This is a genomic window from Rhizobium sp. KDH_Rht_773_N, assembly GCF_052946295.1.
Genome location: NZ_CM129525.1, coordinates 1,000,093 through 1,013,914 on the forward strand (window position 1 = coordinate 1,000,093; position 13,822 = coordinate 1,013,914).

At 62.9% G+C, this 13,822-nt stretch carries 15 protein-coding genes; 7 read left to right on the plus strand and 8 right to left on the minus strand.

Going from position 1 to position 13,822, the window contains the following annotated elements; all coding sequences use genetic code 11:
* Positions 1 to 158: 158 nt before the first annotated feature.
* Positions 159 to 1,682, minus strand: coding sequence for a histidine--tRNA ligase (gene hisS / locus ACU8HS_RS05145; protein WP_447015509.1), 1,524 nt, complete (start codon positions 1,680 to 1,682; stop codon positions 159 to 161).
* Between the two features lie 135 nt (positions 1,683 to 1,817).
* On the opposite strand from hisS, the gene ACU8HS_RS05150 reads away from it, so the two are divergent.
* From ACU8HS_RS05150 to copM, 3 genes are all read left to right on the plus strand, one after another.
* Positions 1,818 to 2,576 carry a hypothetical protein gene (locus ACU8HS_RS05150; protein WP_447015510.1) on the plus strand — a complete coding sequence of 253 codons (759 nt, stop codon included), beginning with the start codon at positions 1,818 to 1,820 and terminating at the stop codon, positions 2,574 to 2,576.
* 40 nt (positions 2,577 to 2,616) lie between these two features.
* A complete protein-coding gene (locus ACU8HS_RS05155) occupies positions 2,617 to 2,982 on the plus strand; it encodes a hypothetical protein (RefSeq protein WP_447015511.1) in 366 nt (121 codons plus the stop codon).
* Positions 2,983 to 3,051: 69 nt separating this feature from the next.
* Positions 3,052 to 3,411, plus strand: a complete 360-nt coding sequence (copM, locus tag ACU8HS_RS05160; protein WP_112570992.1) for a CopM family metallochaperone — start codon at positions 3,052 to 3,054, stop codon at positions 3,409 to 3,411.
* Between the two features lie 69 nt (positions 3,412 to 3,480).
* Here copM and ACU8HS_RS05165 read toward each other — a convergent pair whose 3' ends face one another.
* On the minus strand, positions 3,481 to 4,530 hold the full coding sequence (locus tag ACU8HS_RS05165) for an aldo/keto reductase (RefSeq protein WP_112704661.1): 1,050 nt from the start codon (positions 4,528 to 4,530) through the stop codon (positions 3,481 to 3,483).
* Between the two features lie 241 nt (positions 4,531 to 4,771).
* Here ACU8HS_RS05165 and ACU8HS_RS05170 point away from each other — a divergent pair, with 241 nt between their 5' ends.
* Complete coding sequence (locus tag ACU8HS_RS05170; protein ID WP_112704660.1) at positions 4,772 to 5,476, plus strand: HAD family hydrolase; 705 nt, start codon at positions 4,772 to 4,774, stop codon at positions 5,474 to 5,476.
* 8 nt (positions 5,477 to 5,484) lie between these two features.
* Here the strand turns inward: ACU8HS_RS05170 and ACU8HS_RS05175 are convergent, their stop codons facing one another.
* Positions 5,485 to 5,970: a hypothetical protein gene (locus ACU8HS_RS05175; RefSeq protein ID WP_447015512.1), complete on the minus strand. Its 486-nt coding sequence runs from the start codon at positions 5,968 to 5,970 to the stop codon at positions 5,485 to 5,487.
* Entirely contained in the window at positions 5,967 to 6,596 is a 630-nt protein-coding gene (locus ACU8HS_RS05180) for a DNA-3-methyladenine glycosylase I (RefSeq protein ID WP_112754876.1), read from the minus strand. Before ACU8HS_RS05180 ends, ACU8HS_RS05175 begins: the two co-directional genes overlap by 4 nt.
* Before the next feature lie 210 nt (positions 6,597 to 6,806).
* Here ACU8HS_RS05180 and ACU8HS_RS05185 point away from each other — a divergent pair, with 210 nt between their 5' ends.
* The 3 genes from ACU8HS_RS05185 (at position 6,807) to ACU8HS_RS05195 (ending at position 9,168) form a co-directional block, all read left to right on the plus strand.
* A complete protein-coding gene (locus ACU8HS_RS05185) occupies positions 6,807 to 7,559 on the plus strand; it encodes a L,D-transpeptidase (protein ID WP_112704659.1) in 753 nt (250 codons plus the stop codon).
* Positions 7,560 to 7,696: 137 nt separating this feature from the next.
* Positions 7,697 to 8,368 carry a L,D-transpeptidase gene (locus tag ACU8HS_RS05190; RefSeq protein WP_112570980.1) on the plus strand — a complete coding sequence of 224 codons (672 nt, stop codon included), beginning with the start codon at positions 7,697 to 7,699 and terminating at the stop codon, positions 8,366 to 8,368.
* 119 nt (positions 8,369 to 8,487) lie between these two features.
* Positions 8,488 to 9,168: a porin family protein gene (locus tag ACU8HS_RS05195; protein ID WP_112570979.1), complete on the plus strand. Its 681-nt coding sequence runs from the start codon at positions 8,488 to 8,490 to the stop codon at positions 9,166 to 9,168.
* 74 nt (positions 9,169 to 9,242) lie between these two features.
* On the opposite strand, the gene ACU8HS_RS05200 is transcribed toward ACU8HS_RS05195, so the two are convergent.
* The 4 genes from ACU8HS_RS05200 to ACU8HS_RS05215 are packed head-to-tail and all read right to left on the minus strand — an operon-like array spanning position 9,243 to position 13,686.
* On the minus strand, positions 9,243 to 9,683 hold the full coding sequence (locus tag ACU8HS_RS05200; RefSeq protein ID WP_112570977.1) for a hypothetical protein: 441 nt from the start codon (positions 9,681 to 9,683) through the stop codon (positions 9,243 to 9,245).
* Positions 9,684 to 9,732: 49 nt separating this feature from the next.
* Positions 9,733 to 11,043: a glycolate oxidase subunit GlcF gene (gene glcF / locus ACU8HS_RS05205; RefSeq protein WP_112570975.1), complete on the minus strand. Its 1,311-nt coding sequence runs from the start codon at positions 11,041 to 11,043 to the stop codon at positions 9,733 to 9,735.
* 1 nt (position 11,044) lies between these two features.
* Positions 11,045 to 12,250 carry an FAD-binding protein gene (locus ACU8HS_RS05210; protein WP_447015513.1) on the minus strand — a complete coding sequence of 402 codons (1,206 nt, stop codon included), beginning with the start codon at positions 12,248 to 12,250 and terminating at the stop codon, positions 11,045 to 11,047.
* Positions 12,247 to 13,686, minus strand: a complete 1,440-nt coding sequence (locus tag ACU8HS_RS05215; protein ID WP_447015514.1) for an FAD-linked oxidase C-terminal domain-containing protein — start codon at positions 13,684 to 13,686, stop codon at positions 12,247 to 12,249. Before ACU8HS_RS05215 ends, ACU8HS_RS05210 begins: the two co-directional genes overlap by 4 nt.
* Positions 13,687 to 13,822: the final 136 nt, after the last annotated feature.

Sequence of the window (13,822 nt, forward strand, 5' to 3'; positions counted from 1 at the left end):
AAAGTCCCCTCCCCAACCCCTCCCCACAGGTGGGAGGGGTTAACTTGGAGCGCTCGCCCCGCGAAGTCAGAAACGTTGAGGGGTGAGCAAATGCTGCTTTGGGCCGGACGGTGCCACGATAAGCCCCTCCCCGTTGTGGGGAGGGGTTGGGGAGGGGTTTACTGCGCATTCGCAGCCCTCTTCCGGTCCTCCGCCTGGGCGGCGAGGATTTCCTTCACCTTGGCGATCAGATCGGCTTCCGCAACGGTTTCCTGGGCCACGCGCGCCTCGCGCCAGGTCGTGTTGTCCTCGATCTCGCCGGAGAGGCGCTTGCCCTCGATGAGATCCTTGATCTGGACGACGCCCTCAGCGCGCTCGTCGCCGCCCTGGATGATGGCGATCGGGCAGCCGCGGCGGTCGGCATATTTCAGCTGGTTGCCGAACTTCTTCCAGTTGCCCTGGAACATTTCGGCGCGGATGCCGGCGGCGCGAAGCTCCTGCGTGAAGCGCTGGTAGCGGCCCATGGCCTCGACATCGCCATCCATGACGGTGACGAGGACCGGCTCGATAATGTCCTGCTGGCCGAGCTTGCCGAGGTTCTTCAGGGCCGTCATCAGGCGCGAGACGCCGATGGAGAAGCCCGTTGCCGGAACCGGCTGGCCCATGAAGCGGGAAACGAGACCGTCATACCGGCCGCCGCCGCCGACGGAACCGAAGACGACCTTTTCGCCCTTTTCGTTGGTGACGTCGAAGAGCAGCTCGGCCTCGTAGACCGGGCCGGTATAATATTCGAGGCCGCGCACGACGGAGGGATCGATCTTGATGCGGTCGGACTGGTAACCGGCGCTGGTGACGAGCGCGCCGATGAAATTCAGTTCTTCGACGCCTTCGACGCCCTTGCTCGTGCCGGCGACCAGCTCGGCGAGCTGGGCTGCACTTTCGGCATAATTCTTGATGCCGACGAAGAACAGCACCTTGTCGATCTGGCTCTGGTCGAGGCCGGCACCCTTGGTGAAGTCACCGGACTCATCCTTGCGGCCGGGGCCGAGCAGCAGGGCCACACCTTCCGGGCCGAACTTGTCGAGCTTGTCGATGGCGCGCAGCACGTTGAGGCGCTGGCCGGCCTTGTCGTCGCCGCCGAGACCGATCGCTTCCAGCACGCCGTCCAGAACCTTGCGGTTGTTGACGCGGATCACATAGTCGCCGCGCTTGATGCCGAGCGCTTCCAGCGTATCGGACATCATCATGCACATTTCGGCATCGGCCTGGACGCCCGGCGCGCCGACCGTATCGGCATCGAACTGCATGAACTGGCGGAAACGGCCCGGACCCGGCTTCTCGTTGCGGAACACGTAGCCGGCGCGATAGGTGCGATAGGGAAGCTGGATCTCGTTGAAATTCTCGGCGACGTGACGGGCAAGCGGCGCCGTCAGGTCGTAACGCAGCGACATCCACTGCTCGTCGTCGTCCTGCAGCGAGAAGACGCCCTCGTTCGGGCGATCGCTGTCGGGCAGGAACTTGCCGAGCGCGTCGGTATATTCAAGCAGCGGCGTTTCGACCGGATCGAAACCATAATGCTCGTAGACCTCGCGGATCTTCGCGGTCATTTCGTTGACGGCGCGGAGATCGGCTGCGGAGCGGTCGACGAAGCCGCGCGGAAGGCGGGCCTTGAGCTTTTGCGGTTTCTTCTGCTTGTCGTTCATTTCGGGGGATTTCCACATATGTGACAGTGGCGGTTTCCTAGCGGATTGGGCGGTTAGCGGCAAGGGCAAGGGTCTTGATATGGCGCCCAGAATCGATGGATCGATGCGGAAAGGACCTGTTGCCAGGATATCGCCATGATCGCGGAAGCGCTTCAGTATCTCGCCACGGCGGCGCTCACCGGCCGCGCCTACCGCCGCTTCGTGCGCTATTCGGTCAATCTCTGGTCGCGCGCCGGCCGTTGCGGGCGGGCCTGGGCGGCGCATGAGGCGAGCAGCAAGGACGCCATGCGGGCCGCGATGAGCGATCTTCGGCAGCGGCGAACCGCCGTCGTGCTCGGCTCCGGCCTGCTGAGGGACGTGCCGATCGGGGATCTGGCAGCAAGTTTCGATACGGTCGTGCTCGTCGATCTCGTGCATCTGGCATCCGTGCGCCTGTGGCTGAAGGCCAAGGGCTACCGCAACGTGCGGCTGATCGAACGCGATCTATCGGGTTATGACGACCTGAAGGCAGGGAGGGAAGTGGAACCGCTCGGCTTCCTGCGCAGCGTGCCCTATCTCGATTTCGTCGTTTCCGCCAACCTGCTCTCGCAGATCGGCCGGGGAGTCAAACGACGCTACGAGGCAGACGCCCCTTCGGACATGCCTGCGGACACGGTGGAACGCCTGATTGCGGCGCATATTCAGGGGCTTTCCGACCTGCCCTGCCGGACCTGCCTTGTGACCGACATTTCCTATGCCGTCATCGACCGCACCGGCAAAGTGCATGAAGAAGCCGACCTGATGCATGGCGTGGCGCTACCCGAGGCGAAGGTCCGCTGGGACTGGCCCGTGGCACCGCTTGGCGAGGAGAGCCGCGACTACCAGATCGTTCACAAAGTCATTGCCGGCTGGTGAGCCGCTTGGCTTTTCGCCCGCACCCGCCTATGTTTTGCCCATGCGCGCTTTCGCCCTCATAAGCATGATCTTCGCCTGGCTGGTCTACGGCACCCTGTCCGCATGGGCGGGCTGTCCGACCTGTGCCTCGATGACCATGCAGGTTGAGGCCAAGGCGAGCGTGGCGCATCACCACACGGAAGGCATGACGATGCCCGAGATGGCGGCCAAGGACAGATCCGCGAAGGACCCGTGCGCCACGGGTGTCGCCCATATGCCGCTTTGCGCGGCCTGCCTGGTGCTGCCGCCGGCCGATCTGCTTGCCGATGGCGGCAGGCATGTTTTCGCCTATCCTTCTCCGGCACTCGACCGGGCGCTTAGCGACAACAGGCCTGCACCGCAGGCGCCGCCTCCCCGTCTCGTCTGACGTCCCCTTCTTGAGAACGGCAGCCCTGCCGCCGCCAGAACCTATTGTCAGACAGAGGAAGGAATACTCATGTCTCTGAAAATCTTCGCACTTTCCGCACTGATCGCCTTTGCCGCGCCGGCTTTCGCCGAGGATATGCCGGCCATGGACATGTCCAAGCACATGGGCGGCCACAGCCCGTCCAGCCAGGCCTTTACCGAGGCCAATGACAGGATGCACAAGGATATGATGATCAAACTGAGCGGCGATACCGATGTCGATTTCGTCCGCAGCATGATCCCGCATCACCAGGGAGCGATCGACATGGCCAAGATCGAGCTGCAATACGGGAAAGATCCCGAAATCCGCAAGCTTGCGGAAGGCGTCATCAAGGCGCAGGAAGCCGAAATCGCCGAAATGAATGCCTGGCTGAAGGCGCACGCGAAGTAATTCTTCGGTCCAAAATGCGAGGACCGCCGCGGGAACGGCGGTCCTTTGTTCAATCCGGTTTCGGCTTGATCAGGCCTTGGGCTCGAAATCGACCGGGCGGCGGGCGGCGGCCTGGCGGGTCAGCATCCAGCCCGGATATTCCGGTGCAAGCGCGCTCACCTCGTCGAGCCGCTTCATATCGTCGGCATCGAGCTTCAGCTTGACGGCGGCAAGGTTCTGGTCGAGCTGGTCGACACGCTTGGCGCCGATGATGACGGTCGTCACGAAGGGCTTGGCGAGAATATAGGCCAGCGCCACGGTGGCGACGCTGACGCCGTGTTTGCCGGCAATCTCGCGCATGACGGCAACGCAGGCCCAGGCGCGATCGCTGTCGACGGGCGGGAAGTCGAAATTGGCGCGGCGGCCCTCGCCGTTGCCCGGTGCGCCCGGGCCGTATTTGCCCGAGAGCAGGCCGCCGGCGAGCGGCGACCAGACCATGAGGCCGAGCTTTTCTTCCTGCAGGAGCGGCACGATATCGCGCTCGAGATCGCGGCCGGCGATCGAATAATAGGCCTGCACGGTCTCGAAGCGGGCATAGTCCTTGCGTTCGGAAATGCCGAGCGCCTTGGCGATGCGCCAGGCCTGCCAGTTGGACACGCCGACATAACGCACGAGGCCACGAGAGACGAGATCGTCGAGCGCACGCAGCGTCTCGTCGATCGGCGTGACCGGATCGGTGGCGTGGATCTGGTAGAGATCGATATGGTCGGTCTGCAAGCGCTCAAGGCTCGCCTCGACGGAATCCATGATATGGCCGCGCGAGGCGCCGCGGTCGTTCGGCTTGTCGCCCATGACACCGTAGACCTTGGTGGCGATGACGACATCCTTGCGCGGAACGCCGAGATTCTTCAGCGCCTGGCCGAGCAGGCGTTCGGATTCGCCAAAGGAATAAACGTCTGCAGTATCGATGAAGTTGACGCCGGCATCGAGCGAGCGCCGGACGATCTCATCGGCCGCCTTCTGGTCGACATCGGCGATGGCGCCCCACAGGGAGCCCTCCTTGGCTTCACCAAAGGTCATGGTGCCAAGGCAGATTTCAGATACGAAAAGTCCGGTATTTCCGAGTTGGTTGTAACGCATGTCGAGAAATTCCCTTGTGTCTACCGCAATAGGGGCTTGCGGACTGCTGAACTCTATTTTTTGATTATTGGCCTGCGCGTGACAGGCACAGCCGGGGCTGGCTGCAAGGTGAGGCACCTCTCATGTAGGTCGCCGCCTCGCGTTTTTCAACGGAACGCCGATCCGTCGCGACCCGCGGTAACGCCCTTGTCTCGACACAGGCCGGGAATAGATTGCCTCTCATATTTATAAAGGTGCGCATATGACCGCCCGACCATTGACGACGATCGGCTTCGACGCCGATGACACACTCTGGCAGAACGAACATTATTACCGGCTGACAGAAGAGCATTTCCGCAGGCTTCTTGCCGATTTTGCCGAGAGCGCCACGATTTCCGAGCGGCTTCTCGAAGCGGAAAGGCGCAACCTCGCCCATTACGGATTCGGCATCAAGGGTTTCACGCTGTCGATGATCGAGACGGCGATCGAAATCACCGAGGGCAAGGTGCCGTCGAGCGTGATCGCCAAGATCCTCGATACCGGACGCGATCTTCTGTCCCATCCGGTCGAGACGCTGCCGCATGTGCGCGATACGCTGGAGACGCTGGCGGGGAAATATCTGCTGGTGCTGATTACCAAGGGCGACCTTTTCGACCAGGAGCGCAAGCTCGCCCAATCCGGGCTCGGCGATTATTTCGATGCGGTGGAGATCGTCTCGGACAAGACGGCCGTCACCTACCGGCGCATCTTCTCCAAAGTGGGGGACGGGCCGGAACGGGCGATGATGGTCGGCAATTCGCTGAAATCCGATATCGTGCCGGCCATCGCCGCCGGCAGTTACGGCGTCTTCGTGCCGCACGAACTGACCTGGGTGCTGGAACGCGTCGAGGAACCGAAGGAGGCGCCGCGCTTCCGCAAGATCGGCCATCTCGGTGAATTGCGCGGATTGATCGACACGCTGGAATAGGTTTTGCGCTACTGCCTCTTCGGAAAGAGCGACGGCCGCTCCTGTTGCTCGGGGGCGGGCTGTGACGGCTGGGGCGCGGCGGCAAGCGGCTCGATCAAAATGCTGTAGGGCGCGCCCAGCCCGCGGCGCGGCGAAACCTTGGAATAATAGGGACGCAGCAGCCAGGTGGCATTTTCCTTGACCGTCGTCTCGTAGCTGGCGCCATCCTCGTCCGTGCCGAAAAAGGCCTCGTCATCCGGCTTCGACAGGTCGAAGATCGCCAGGAAAGCAAATTTGCTCTTGGTCTGGAAACTGATCCTGACGTGCTGGCCGGTGCGGACCGGCAGCGTATAGACATGGCTGTTGCCGAACTTGGTCCAGCCCTTCAGCTGCATGGTGACGGCGGGAAACTGCAGCTTTTCCAGCTTCTCGCCGGGATCGAGCTGCGGCGTCTGCGCCAGGGCAGCGGAAGCGGAAAGGAAAAGTGCTGCGGCAAGGGCAAGAACAGGTTTCATGGGCGTACCAATGCAGCGCGCATCGCCTCCACTTCCGCGCGGCAAAAGCAACCTTCAAGATGATCGTTGACGAGACCCATAGCCTGCATGAAAGCGTAAATTGTGGTCGGCCCGACAAAGGTCCAGCCGCGCTTCTTCAAATCCTTGGAAATCCTGACCGAGGTCGCCGTCGTCGGATTGGCGAGGATATGCTCGCGGTCGACAATTGCCGGCCGCTCCTCGGCACGCGGCTCGTAGCTCCAGAAATAGCGCGCGAGCGAGCCGAATTCATGTCTGAGGTCGATCGCGCGGCGCGCATTGTTGATGGTCGAAACGATCTTGCCGCGATGGCGGATGATGCCGGCATCGGCCAGGCACCGGGCGATATCCTCCTCGCCGAAGCGCGCCACTTTCTCGAAATCGAAGCCGGCGAAAGCGGCGCGGAAATTCTCGCGCTTGCGCAGGATGGTCAGCCAGGACAGACCGGACTGGAAGCCCTCGAGGCAGATCTTCTCGAAGAGCCTGATATCGTCGGTGACGGGCCGGCCCCATTCCTCGTCATGGTAGCGCAGATAGTCGGGCAGATTCGCATGCCAGTGGCAGCGCTTCCTGCCGTCTTCGCCTGTCACTATGCCGGTTTCGCTCATGTTTTCTTCTCGTTTCCTGCCTGCAAAGCCGGCTTTACCATTTGCAAACCTTCTTTCCAAACCGAACGATAACCCTGACGAAAAGTTTATCCGGCGCTTCGTCTTTTAATGAATCCGCATTTACCATTCGCTGGCGGGCGCGGTGGCAGCATGACCGCAGGCGGACAATTCCGCCAGCACATTTTCGGTCATTTGTAGAGAGTTCGTCCGATGATGAAACCCCTTGTCCTTGCCGCAGCCATGCTCGGCATTATCTCCACGGCCGCCCTTGCAGACGACCGATATGCCTCCCGCCCGCCCGTGGTGCTGAGCCCGGACCTGACAGCGCCCTGGATCAACCAGCTCGGCGGCGGCCCGGTCCGTCCGGTCGTCTATCAGCGGCCGGTCGTCGTGCAGCAACGCGGCCTCTTCCAGCAACGCCGTACGATCATCCAGCGCGCGCCGCAGCCGGTGCCGCAGACCGTGTCGGCCGTCCGGCCCGGCATTCCGGTCATCCGCGGGCGGATCGAGCCGCAGTTCCTGCCGCAGGTCGTCGATTACGACACGAAGGAGAAAGCCGGCACCATCGTCATCGATACCAATAACCGCTTCCTCTATCTCGTCATGGATGGCGGCAAGGCTCGTCGTTATGGCGTCGGCGTCGGCAAGCCCGGCTTCGAATGGGCAGGCGCCCACAAGATCACCCGCAAGGCGGAATGGCCGGACTGGACACCGCCCTCGGACATGGTGAGCCGCGAAGCCGCCAAGGGCCATTACCTGCCGGCCCGCATGGATGGCGGCCCCGAGAACCCGCTTGGCGCGCGCGCCATGTATCTCGGCTCGACCCTCTACCGCATTCACGGCACCAACGCGCCCTGGACGATCGGCAGCGCCGTCTCCTCCGGCTGTATCCGCATGCGCAACGAGGATGTTGTCGATCTTTACGATCGCGTCAACGTCGGCACGCGCGTCATCGTGATGTAAAGAGCAAATAATGGGCAGCGGGCGGCAAGAACAGCGGCCCGCCGCGCTACAAAAAATCGTATCCCGCGCCTCTCCGACTTGAAATTCAAACCGATTTGACTAGCCTCTACGCGATCCTGAAGGAGAGGGTATAGAAAATGAAGCAGTTTCTTAGGCTCGCGGCGGCGGCAGCCGTTGCGCTGTCCTGTACGGTTGTGACTGTCAACGCCGAACCGGTCATGACCGCAACCGACGCCGTGCGGGGCGTCAAGCAGACCCGCGAGATCAAGCCGCAGTTCCGCAAGCGCGTGGTTCGCCTTGCCACCAGCGAAAAGCCGGGCACGATCATCGTCGATACCAACAACAAGTTTCTCTATCTCGTGGAAGGCAACAACCGCGCCACGCGCTACGGCATCGGCGTCGGGCGTGACGGCTTCGGCTGGTCGGGTGTCGTGACGATCGGGCGCATGGCCGAGTGGCCGAGCTGGACGCCGCCGGCGGAGATGCGCGCCCGCGAGGCCCGCGAAGGCCACAAGCTTCCGGCGGTTCAGCCCGGCGGCCCCGATAATCCGCTGGGTGCGCGCGCCATGTATCTCTACAAGGGCGGCCGCGACACGATCTTCCGCATTCACGGCACGAACCAGCCCTGGACGATCGGCCTCAACATGTCGTCCGGCTGCATCCGCATGATGAACGACGACGTGACGCATCTTTACAACCGCGTCTCCGTCGGCACCAAGGTCATCGTCGTCGGCCCCGGCAACAAGCAGGGCAACGTCGCCTTCCAGGACAAGGGCATCGATATCCTGCGCACCATGTTCGGCGGTTAAGCAACACTGCCTGCAAAAATGAAGGCGCACGCGTTGCGCCTTTTCTTTGTTAAGTTCGTGACACAGAACTCTGCCACAGAATCGAACTGATAACCTTTTGGGTACTTCGGGGATATTCAATGGCATATAGATTGCGTCGTTCCACCTTGCTTCTCGCAGGCGTAGCGTTTTCCGCCCTGGCTTCGGTGGCTGGCACGGCTTCGGCCGAAGACCTGGAATTTTCCATTTACGGCGGCTACCAGACGGCGCCGCACAGCCATGTCGATGTTTCCGACGGCACTTCGTTCAGCGCCGGATGGGAGGGAAAATCATTCGGCAGCCCGCCCTATTACGGCGGCCGCGTCACCTGGTGGCTGGGCGACTTCAACCTGCCGAACTGGGGCGTGTCGGTCGACTACACGCATGACAAGGTCTATGCCGACGACGATACCATGGCGCGCTCGCCCGGCTGGACGCATTTCGAATTCACCGACGGCCTGAACCTTTTGACCGTCAACGGCCTCTACCGCTTCAAGGACCCGGCCCGCCGCTGGACCCCCTATCTCGGCGCCGGCGTCGGCGTGAACATCCCGCATGTCGAAGTCACCCGTCCCCAGGGTACGACCTTCGACTACGAATTCGGCGGCGTGACCTTCCAGGCGCAGGCCGGTGTCGATTTCCGCGTTACCGACAACTGGTCGACCTTCGTGGAATACAAGGGCACCTATTCGCGCGTCGACGTTCCGATCGACAGCGGCGACCGCCTGAAGACGAATATCGTCACCAACGCGGTCAATGTCGGTATTTCCTACCACTGGTAATCCGGGGCAAGAGCCGCAAAGGCGCCTGGCGATTTTGCCGGACTTGCGCGGAACAATGAGATGATCTTGCGGGGCTATTTGGTGCCGCAGCTCACCTTGCCTTCGACGACGAAGAAGTTGGCCTTGTTTTCGAGCCGCAAGGCATAGGTGCCGCCGAAATTCGACGAAGTCTTGCCGTGCTGGCTGGCAAGAACCGCGAGATCCAGGGATTCGCTTTCCGCATCGGTACCGTCCGTGGCAAAGACTTCCAGGCGCAGATCGCCGTCGCGCGACCAGCGATTCGTCAGATCCTGCGATTCGAGGATCCGTTTGCCGAAGTTCTTGGATTTGTTGGCGTCCTTGAACATGAGCGCGCCGCGGAAATGGATCAGCTTGTGGCCGCCAGCGTCTTCAAAAGCGCTTTCGAGCGTAAAGCGCACATCCTTGTCGTCTGCAGAACAGAAATACCTGACGTCGGCCCGCGCCGCGCCAGCTGCGCCGAGCAATACGGCAAGCACCATCAATCCACGCCACATAGCCAAAGCTCCTGAGATCGCCGCCGAAATCGCCAATGAATCGGTGTTCTCAGGCTAGTGGCAAATCCCTTAATTTTTCAGGCACAGCACCACCATAAGCCCAATCCAGGAGCTCGACAGTGTGCAGAATCGGCGTCGCTGTGCCCGACCTTATCTGGGTGATACAGCCGATGTTGCCGGTGGCGATAATATCGGCCTTGGTCGCCTCGATATTCTTGACCTTGCGGGCCTTCAGCGCCGCGGAAATATCCGGCTGCAGGATGTTGTAGGTGCCGGCCGAGCCGCAGCAGAGGTGGCCTTCGGCCGGATCGCGCACGGTAAAGCCCGCCGCCTTGAGCAGGTGCTTCGGCGCCATGGTGATTTTCTGGCCGTGCTGCATGGAGCAGGCCGAATGATAGGCGACCGTAATGCCCTTCGGCATGTGTGCCGGCAAGTCAAGCCCGGCAAGATATTCGGTAATGTCCTTGGCAAGCGCCGAAACCCGCGCCGCCTTGCCGGCATAGGCGGGATCGAGGCGCAGCATGTGGCCGTAATCCTTGATCGTCGTGCCGCAGCCGGACGCGGTGATGATGATCGCGTCGAGGCCGCCGGCCTCGATCTCGCGGGTCCAGACGTCGACATTGGCGCGCGCGGAGGCGAGTGCCTGCTCTTCGCGTCCCATGTGATGGACGAGAGCGCCGCAGCAGGTCTCGCCCTCGGGGACGACCACTTCGACGCCGAGGCGGGTCAGAAGGCGGATCGTCGCCTCGTTGATGGCGGGGTCGAGGACGGGCTGGGCGCAGCCGGTGAGGATGGCGACGCGGCCGCGGCGCTCGGCCTGCGGCTCATGCCGGCCGGGCCTGGCGAAAGGCGACGGTGCGGGCACGCTCCGGGGCGCAAGCGCCAGCATGGCGGCAAAGGGCTTCAGTGCGGCGGCGCGCATCAGGCCGGCAAAGGGACGGCCGATACGGGCGAGCGCGAGTGCCGCGCGAAAACGGCCGGGATAGGGCAGCACCGCCGCCAGGATGGCGCGCGTCAGCCTGTCCATCAACGGCCGCTTATAGGTCTTTTCGATATGAATCCGGGCGTGATCGACCAGATGCATGTAGTCGACGCCCGAAGGACAGGTCGTGGTGCAGGCGAGGCAGGACAGACAGCGGTCGATATGGGTCGCCACTTCGGCATCGGCCGCACGGCCGTTTTCCAGCATATCCTTGATGAGATAGATGCGCCCGCGCGGGCTGTCGAGTTCGTTGCCGAGGGTGACATAGGTCGGACAGGTGGCGGTACAGAAGCCGCAATGGACGCATTTGCGCAGGATCTGCTCGGATTCGGCCACATGCGGATCGGCCAGCTGGGCGAGCGTGAAATTGGTCTGCATGTCAGTATCCCGCCATCTTCCCGGGATTGAAGATCCCTGCCGGATCGAATTTTTCCTTCACCCGGCGCGACAGCAAGGCAACCGCCTCCTCCTCCGGGTGGAACGCCGATATCGCCGCCCTCGCCGCAGCCGGCGCACGCATCAGCGTCGCATGGCCGCCGCCGAGCGCCTTGACGAAGCGGCGGACGAGATCGGCCTCGGGATCGGCTTCCATGCGCATCCAGACGAGGCCGCCCTGCCAGTCGTAGAAGGCGTCGACACCGGCTTCGAGCCTCAGCGCTGCCACCAGCTGGTGGCCGATGGCGGGCGCCACCGAAACGCGCCAGACAGGGCGCGCGGTTGCGTCGGCATAGGGTGCGACGTCGCGGATTTCCCGCCAGAGCTGGCGGCTTGCCGCCGGATCGAGCCTCACGGCCTGCCCGAAGGGCGCCATGGCCGACAGAAGCTTGGCCGCCCGCGATTCCACCGAGCCGGGCAGGCCCTCGATGCGCAGCACCGTTGCCTCGCCCTCCGGCAGTCTGCCGGAAAGGAATTTCCAGGTGACGGTCAAAGGCAGATGCGCGGCACCCGACACTTCCACCGGCAGAGCCATGGCCGCCGCCATCGCATGTGCGGCCTCGGCATCGTTGAGGCCGGAGATGACGACGGTTTCCTCGGTCTTGGGGCGCGGCGGCACGCGGAACGTCACCTCCGTCAGGAAGCCGAGCGTGCCATGCGAACCGGCAAGCAGCTTCACCAGATCGAGGCCGGTGACATTCTTCATCACCCGGCCGCCGGCCTTGACGATCTCGCCCCTGCCGTTGACGAAACGGATGCCAAGCAGGCTGTCGCGCGCAGCCCCCGCCACGAAACGGCGCGGGCCGGAGACATTGGCCGCAAAGACGCCGCCGATCGTCGGCTCGCCGGCAGTCCCCATGAGCGCACGATGATCCATGGGCTCGAAGGCGAGCATCTGGCCGTTTTCGGCAAGGGCCGCCTCGACCTCGGCCAGCGGCGTGCCCGCCCTTGCGGTCATCACCATCTCGCCGGGATTGTAGGCGACGATACCGGTGAGGCCGGTCGAGCGCAGGCGATCGTCCGCCTTGACGACATTGCCGAAACCGGAGCGCGTATCGCCGCCGCAGATCGCGAGCAGACGGCCCTGATCGGCATAGGCGCGGACCAGCACCGCGGCCTCCTCTTCGCTTGCCGGCACCAGATCGATCATGCAGCCGAACGCCCCTCGAGCGGAAAGACTTTGGACGGGTTCAGCAGCCATTGCGGATCGAAGGCGGATCTGGCGGCCATCTGCTGGGCAAGATCGGCCTCGGAATACTGGTGGTGCATCAGGTCCCGTTTTTCGATGCCGACGCCGTGCTCGCCGGTCAGGCAGCCGCCGGCATCGACGCAGAGCTTGAGGATATCGTTGCCGGCCGCTTCCGCCCTTGCCGCGTCTTCGGGATCGTTGGCATTGAAGAGGATCAAGGGATGCATGTTGCCGTCGCCGGCGTGGAAGACATTGGCGACGCGCAGGCCGTAGCTTGCGACGATCTCAGAGGTCCGCTGCAGCACGAAGGACAGCTGGCTCAGCGGCACCGTGCCGTCCATGCAGATATAGTCGGCAATGCGGCCGGTGGCGCCGAAGGCGGATTTGCGGCCCTTCCAGATCAACGCCGCTTCGGTTGCCGACTGGCATTCGCGCACCGTCTTGACGCCGTGTTTGCGGGCGATGTCGACGATGCTTTTCAGCATGTCGTCCATTTCCGTTTCCGATCCCTCGACCTCGACGATCAGCAGCGCCCCGACATCGAGCGGATAGCCGGCATGGGCAAAGGCCTCGCAGATTTCGATTGCCGGCTTGTCCATGAATTCGATGGCAACCGGGATGATGCCGGCGGCAATGACATCGGCGACACAGCGGCCGGCCTCTTCCGAGCTTTCGAAACCGAACAGCACGGGACGGGCGCCCTCCGGCTTGGCGATCAGGCGCACCGTCGCTTCGGTGACGATGCCGAGCTGGCCCTCATGGCCGCAGACGAGGCCGAGCAGATCGTAGCCGGCCGCATCGAGCGCCTTGCCGCCGAGCTCAACGACGCTGCCGTCGGTCAGCACCATCTTGACGCCGAGCAGGTTGTTGGTCGTCACGCCATATTTCAGACAGTGGGCACCACCGGAATTCATGCCGATATTGCCGCCGATCGTGCAGGCAAGCTGTGAACTCGGATCGGGCGCATAGAAGAAACCGTCCGCCGAGACGGCTTCGGAAATATTGAGATTGGTCACCCCCGCCTGGACGGTGGCGCAGCGATTGGCGAAATCGATATCCAGGATGCGGTTCATCTTCGACAGGCCGAGCACGACGGCATCTTCCTGCGGGATCGCGCCGCCGGAAAGCGAGGTGCCGGCGCCGCGCGGGACGACCGGGATGCCGTAGCGATGACAGTATTTCATCACCGTTGCCACTTCCGCCGTCGAGCGCGGCAAAGCGACGGCGAGCGGCAGGCGGCGGTAGGAAACGAAGGCATCGGTCTCGAACGGCACGAGTTCGCGCGCTTCGTGGATCAGGCATTCGGGCGGCAGGAGGTCGACGAGATCGGCGACGATTTCCTTGCGGCGGGCAAGGACTTCGGGGCGCGGAGCGAGAAACGAAATGGCGTCGGACATGGCGATCTCCCTCGGCCAACATGACGGAAGCCGGCGACAAATCCTCCCTGTGACCGGTTCTTTCGGCTTAGCACTTTCCCGAAACCGGCGCAAATGTTAAGCACTTATGCCAAAAGGGGAAAAAGTTGTAAAAGCT

Excerpts from the sequence above, each read along its gene's own strand:
- hisS (WP_447015509.1), bottom strand. The coding sequence starts at position 1,682 with ATGAACGACAAGCAGAAGAAACCGCAAAAGCTCAAGGCCCGCCTTCCG.
- ACU8HS_RS05150 (WP_447015510.1), top strand. The coding sequence starts at position 1,818 with ATGATCGCGGAAGCGCTTCAGTATCTCGCCACGGCGGCGCTCACCGGC.
- ACU8HS_RS05155 (WP_447015511.1), top strand. The coding sequence starts at position 2,617 with ATGCGCGCTTTCGCCCTCATAAGCATGATCTTCGCCTGGCTGGTCTAC.
- copM (WP_112570992.1), top strand. The coding sequence starts at position 3,052 with ATGTCTCTGAAAATCTTCGCACTTTCCGCACTGATCGCCTTTGCCGCG.
- ACU8HS_RS05165 (WP_112704661.1), bottom strand. The coding sequence starts at position 4,530 with ATGCGTTACAACCAACTCGGAAATACCGGACTTTTCGTATCTGAAATC.
- ACU8HS_RS05170 (WP_112704660.1), top strand. The coding sequence starts at position 4,772 with ATGACCGCCCGACCATTGACGACGATCGGCTTCGACGCCGATGACACA.
- ACU8HS_RS05175 (WP_447015512.1), bottom strand. The coding sequence starts at position 5,970 with ATGAAACCTGTTCTTGCCCTTGCCGCAGCACTTTTCCTTTCCGCTTCC.
- ACU8HS_RS05180 (WP_112754876.1), bottom strand. The coding sequence starts at position 6,596 with ATGAGCGAAACCGGCATAGTGACAGGCGAAGACGGCAGGAAGCGCTGC.
- ACU8HS_RS05185 (WP_112704659.1), top strand. The coding sequence starts at position 6,807 with ATGATGAAACCCCTTGTCCTTGCCGCAGCCATGCTCGGCATTATCTCC.
- ACU8HS_RS05190 (WP_112570980.1), top strand. The coding sequence starts at position 7,697 with ATGAAGCAGTTTCTTAGGCTCGCGGCGGCGGCAGCCGTTGCGCTGTCC.
- ACU8HS_RS05195 (WP_112570979.1), top strand. The coding sequence starts at position 8,488 with ATGGCATATAGATTGCGTCGTTCCACCTTGCTTCTCGCAGGCGTAGCG.
- ACU8HS_RS05200 (WP_112570977.1), bottom strand. The coding sequence starts at position 9,683 with ATGTGGCGTGGATTGATGGTGCTTGCCGTATTGCTCGGCGCAGCTGGC.
- glcF (WP_112570975.1), bottom strand. The coding sequence starts at position 11,043 with ATGCAGACCAATTTCACGCTCGCCCAGCTGGCCGATCCGCATGTGGCC.
- ACU8HS_RS05210 (WP_447015513.1), bottom strand. The coding sequence starts at position 12,250 with ATGATCGATCTGGTGCCGGCAAGCGAAGAGGAGGCCGCGGTGCTGGTC.
- ACU8HS_RS05215 (WP_447015514.1), bottom strand. The coding sequence starts at position 13,686 with ATGTCCGACGCCATTTCGTTTCTCGCTCCGCGCCCCGAAGTCCTTGCC.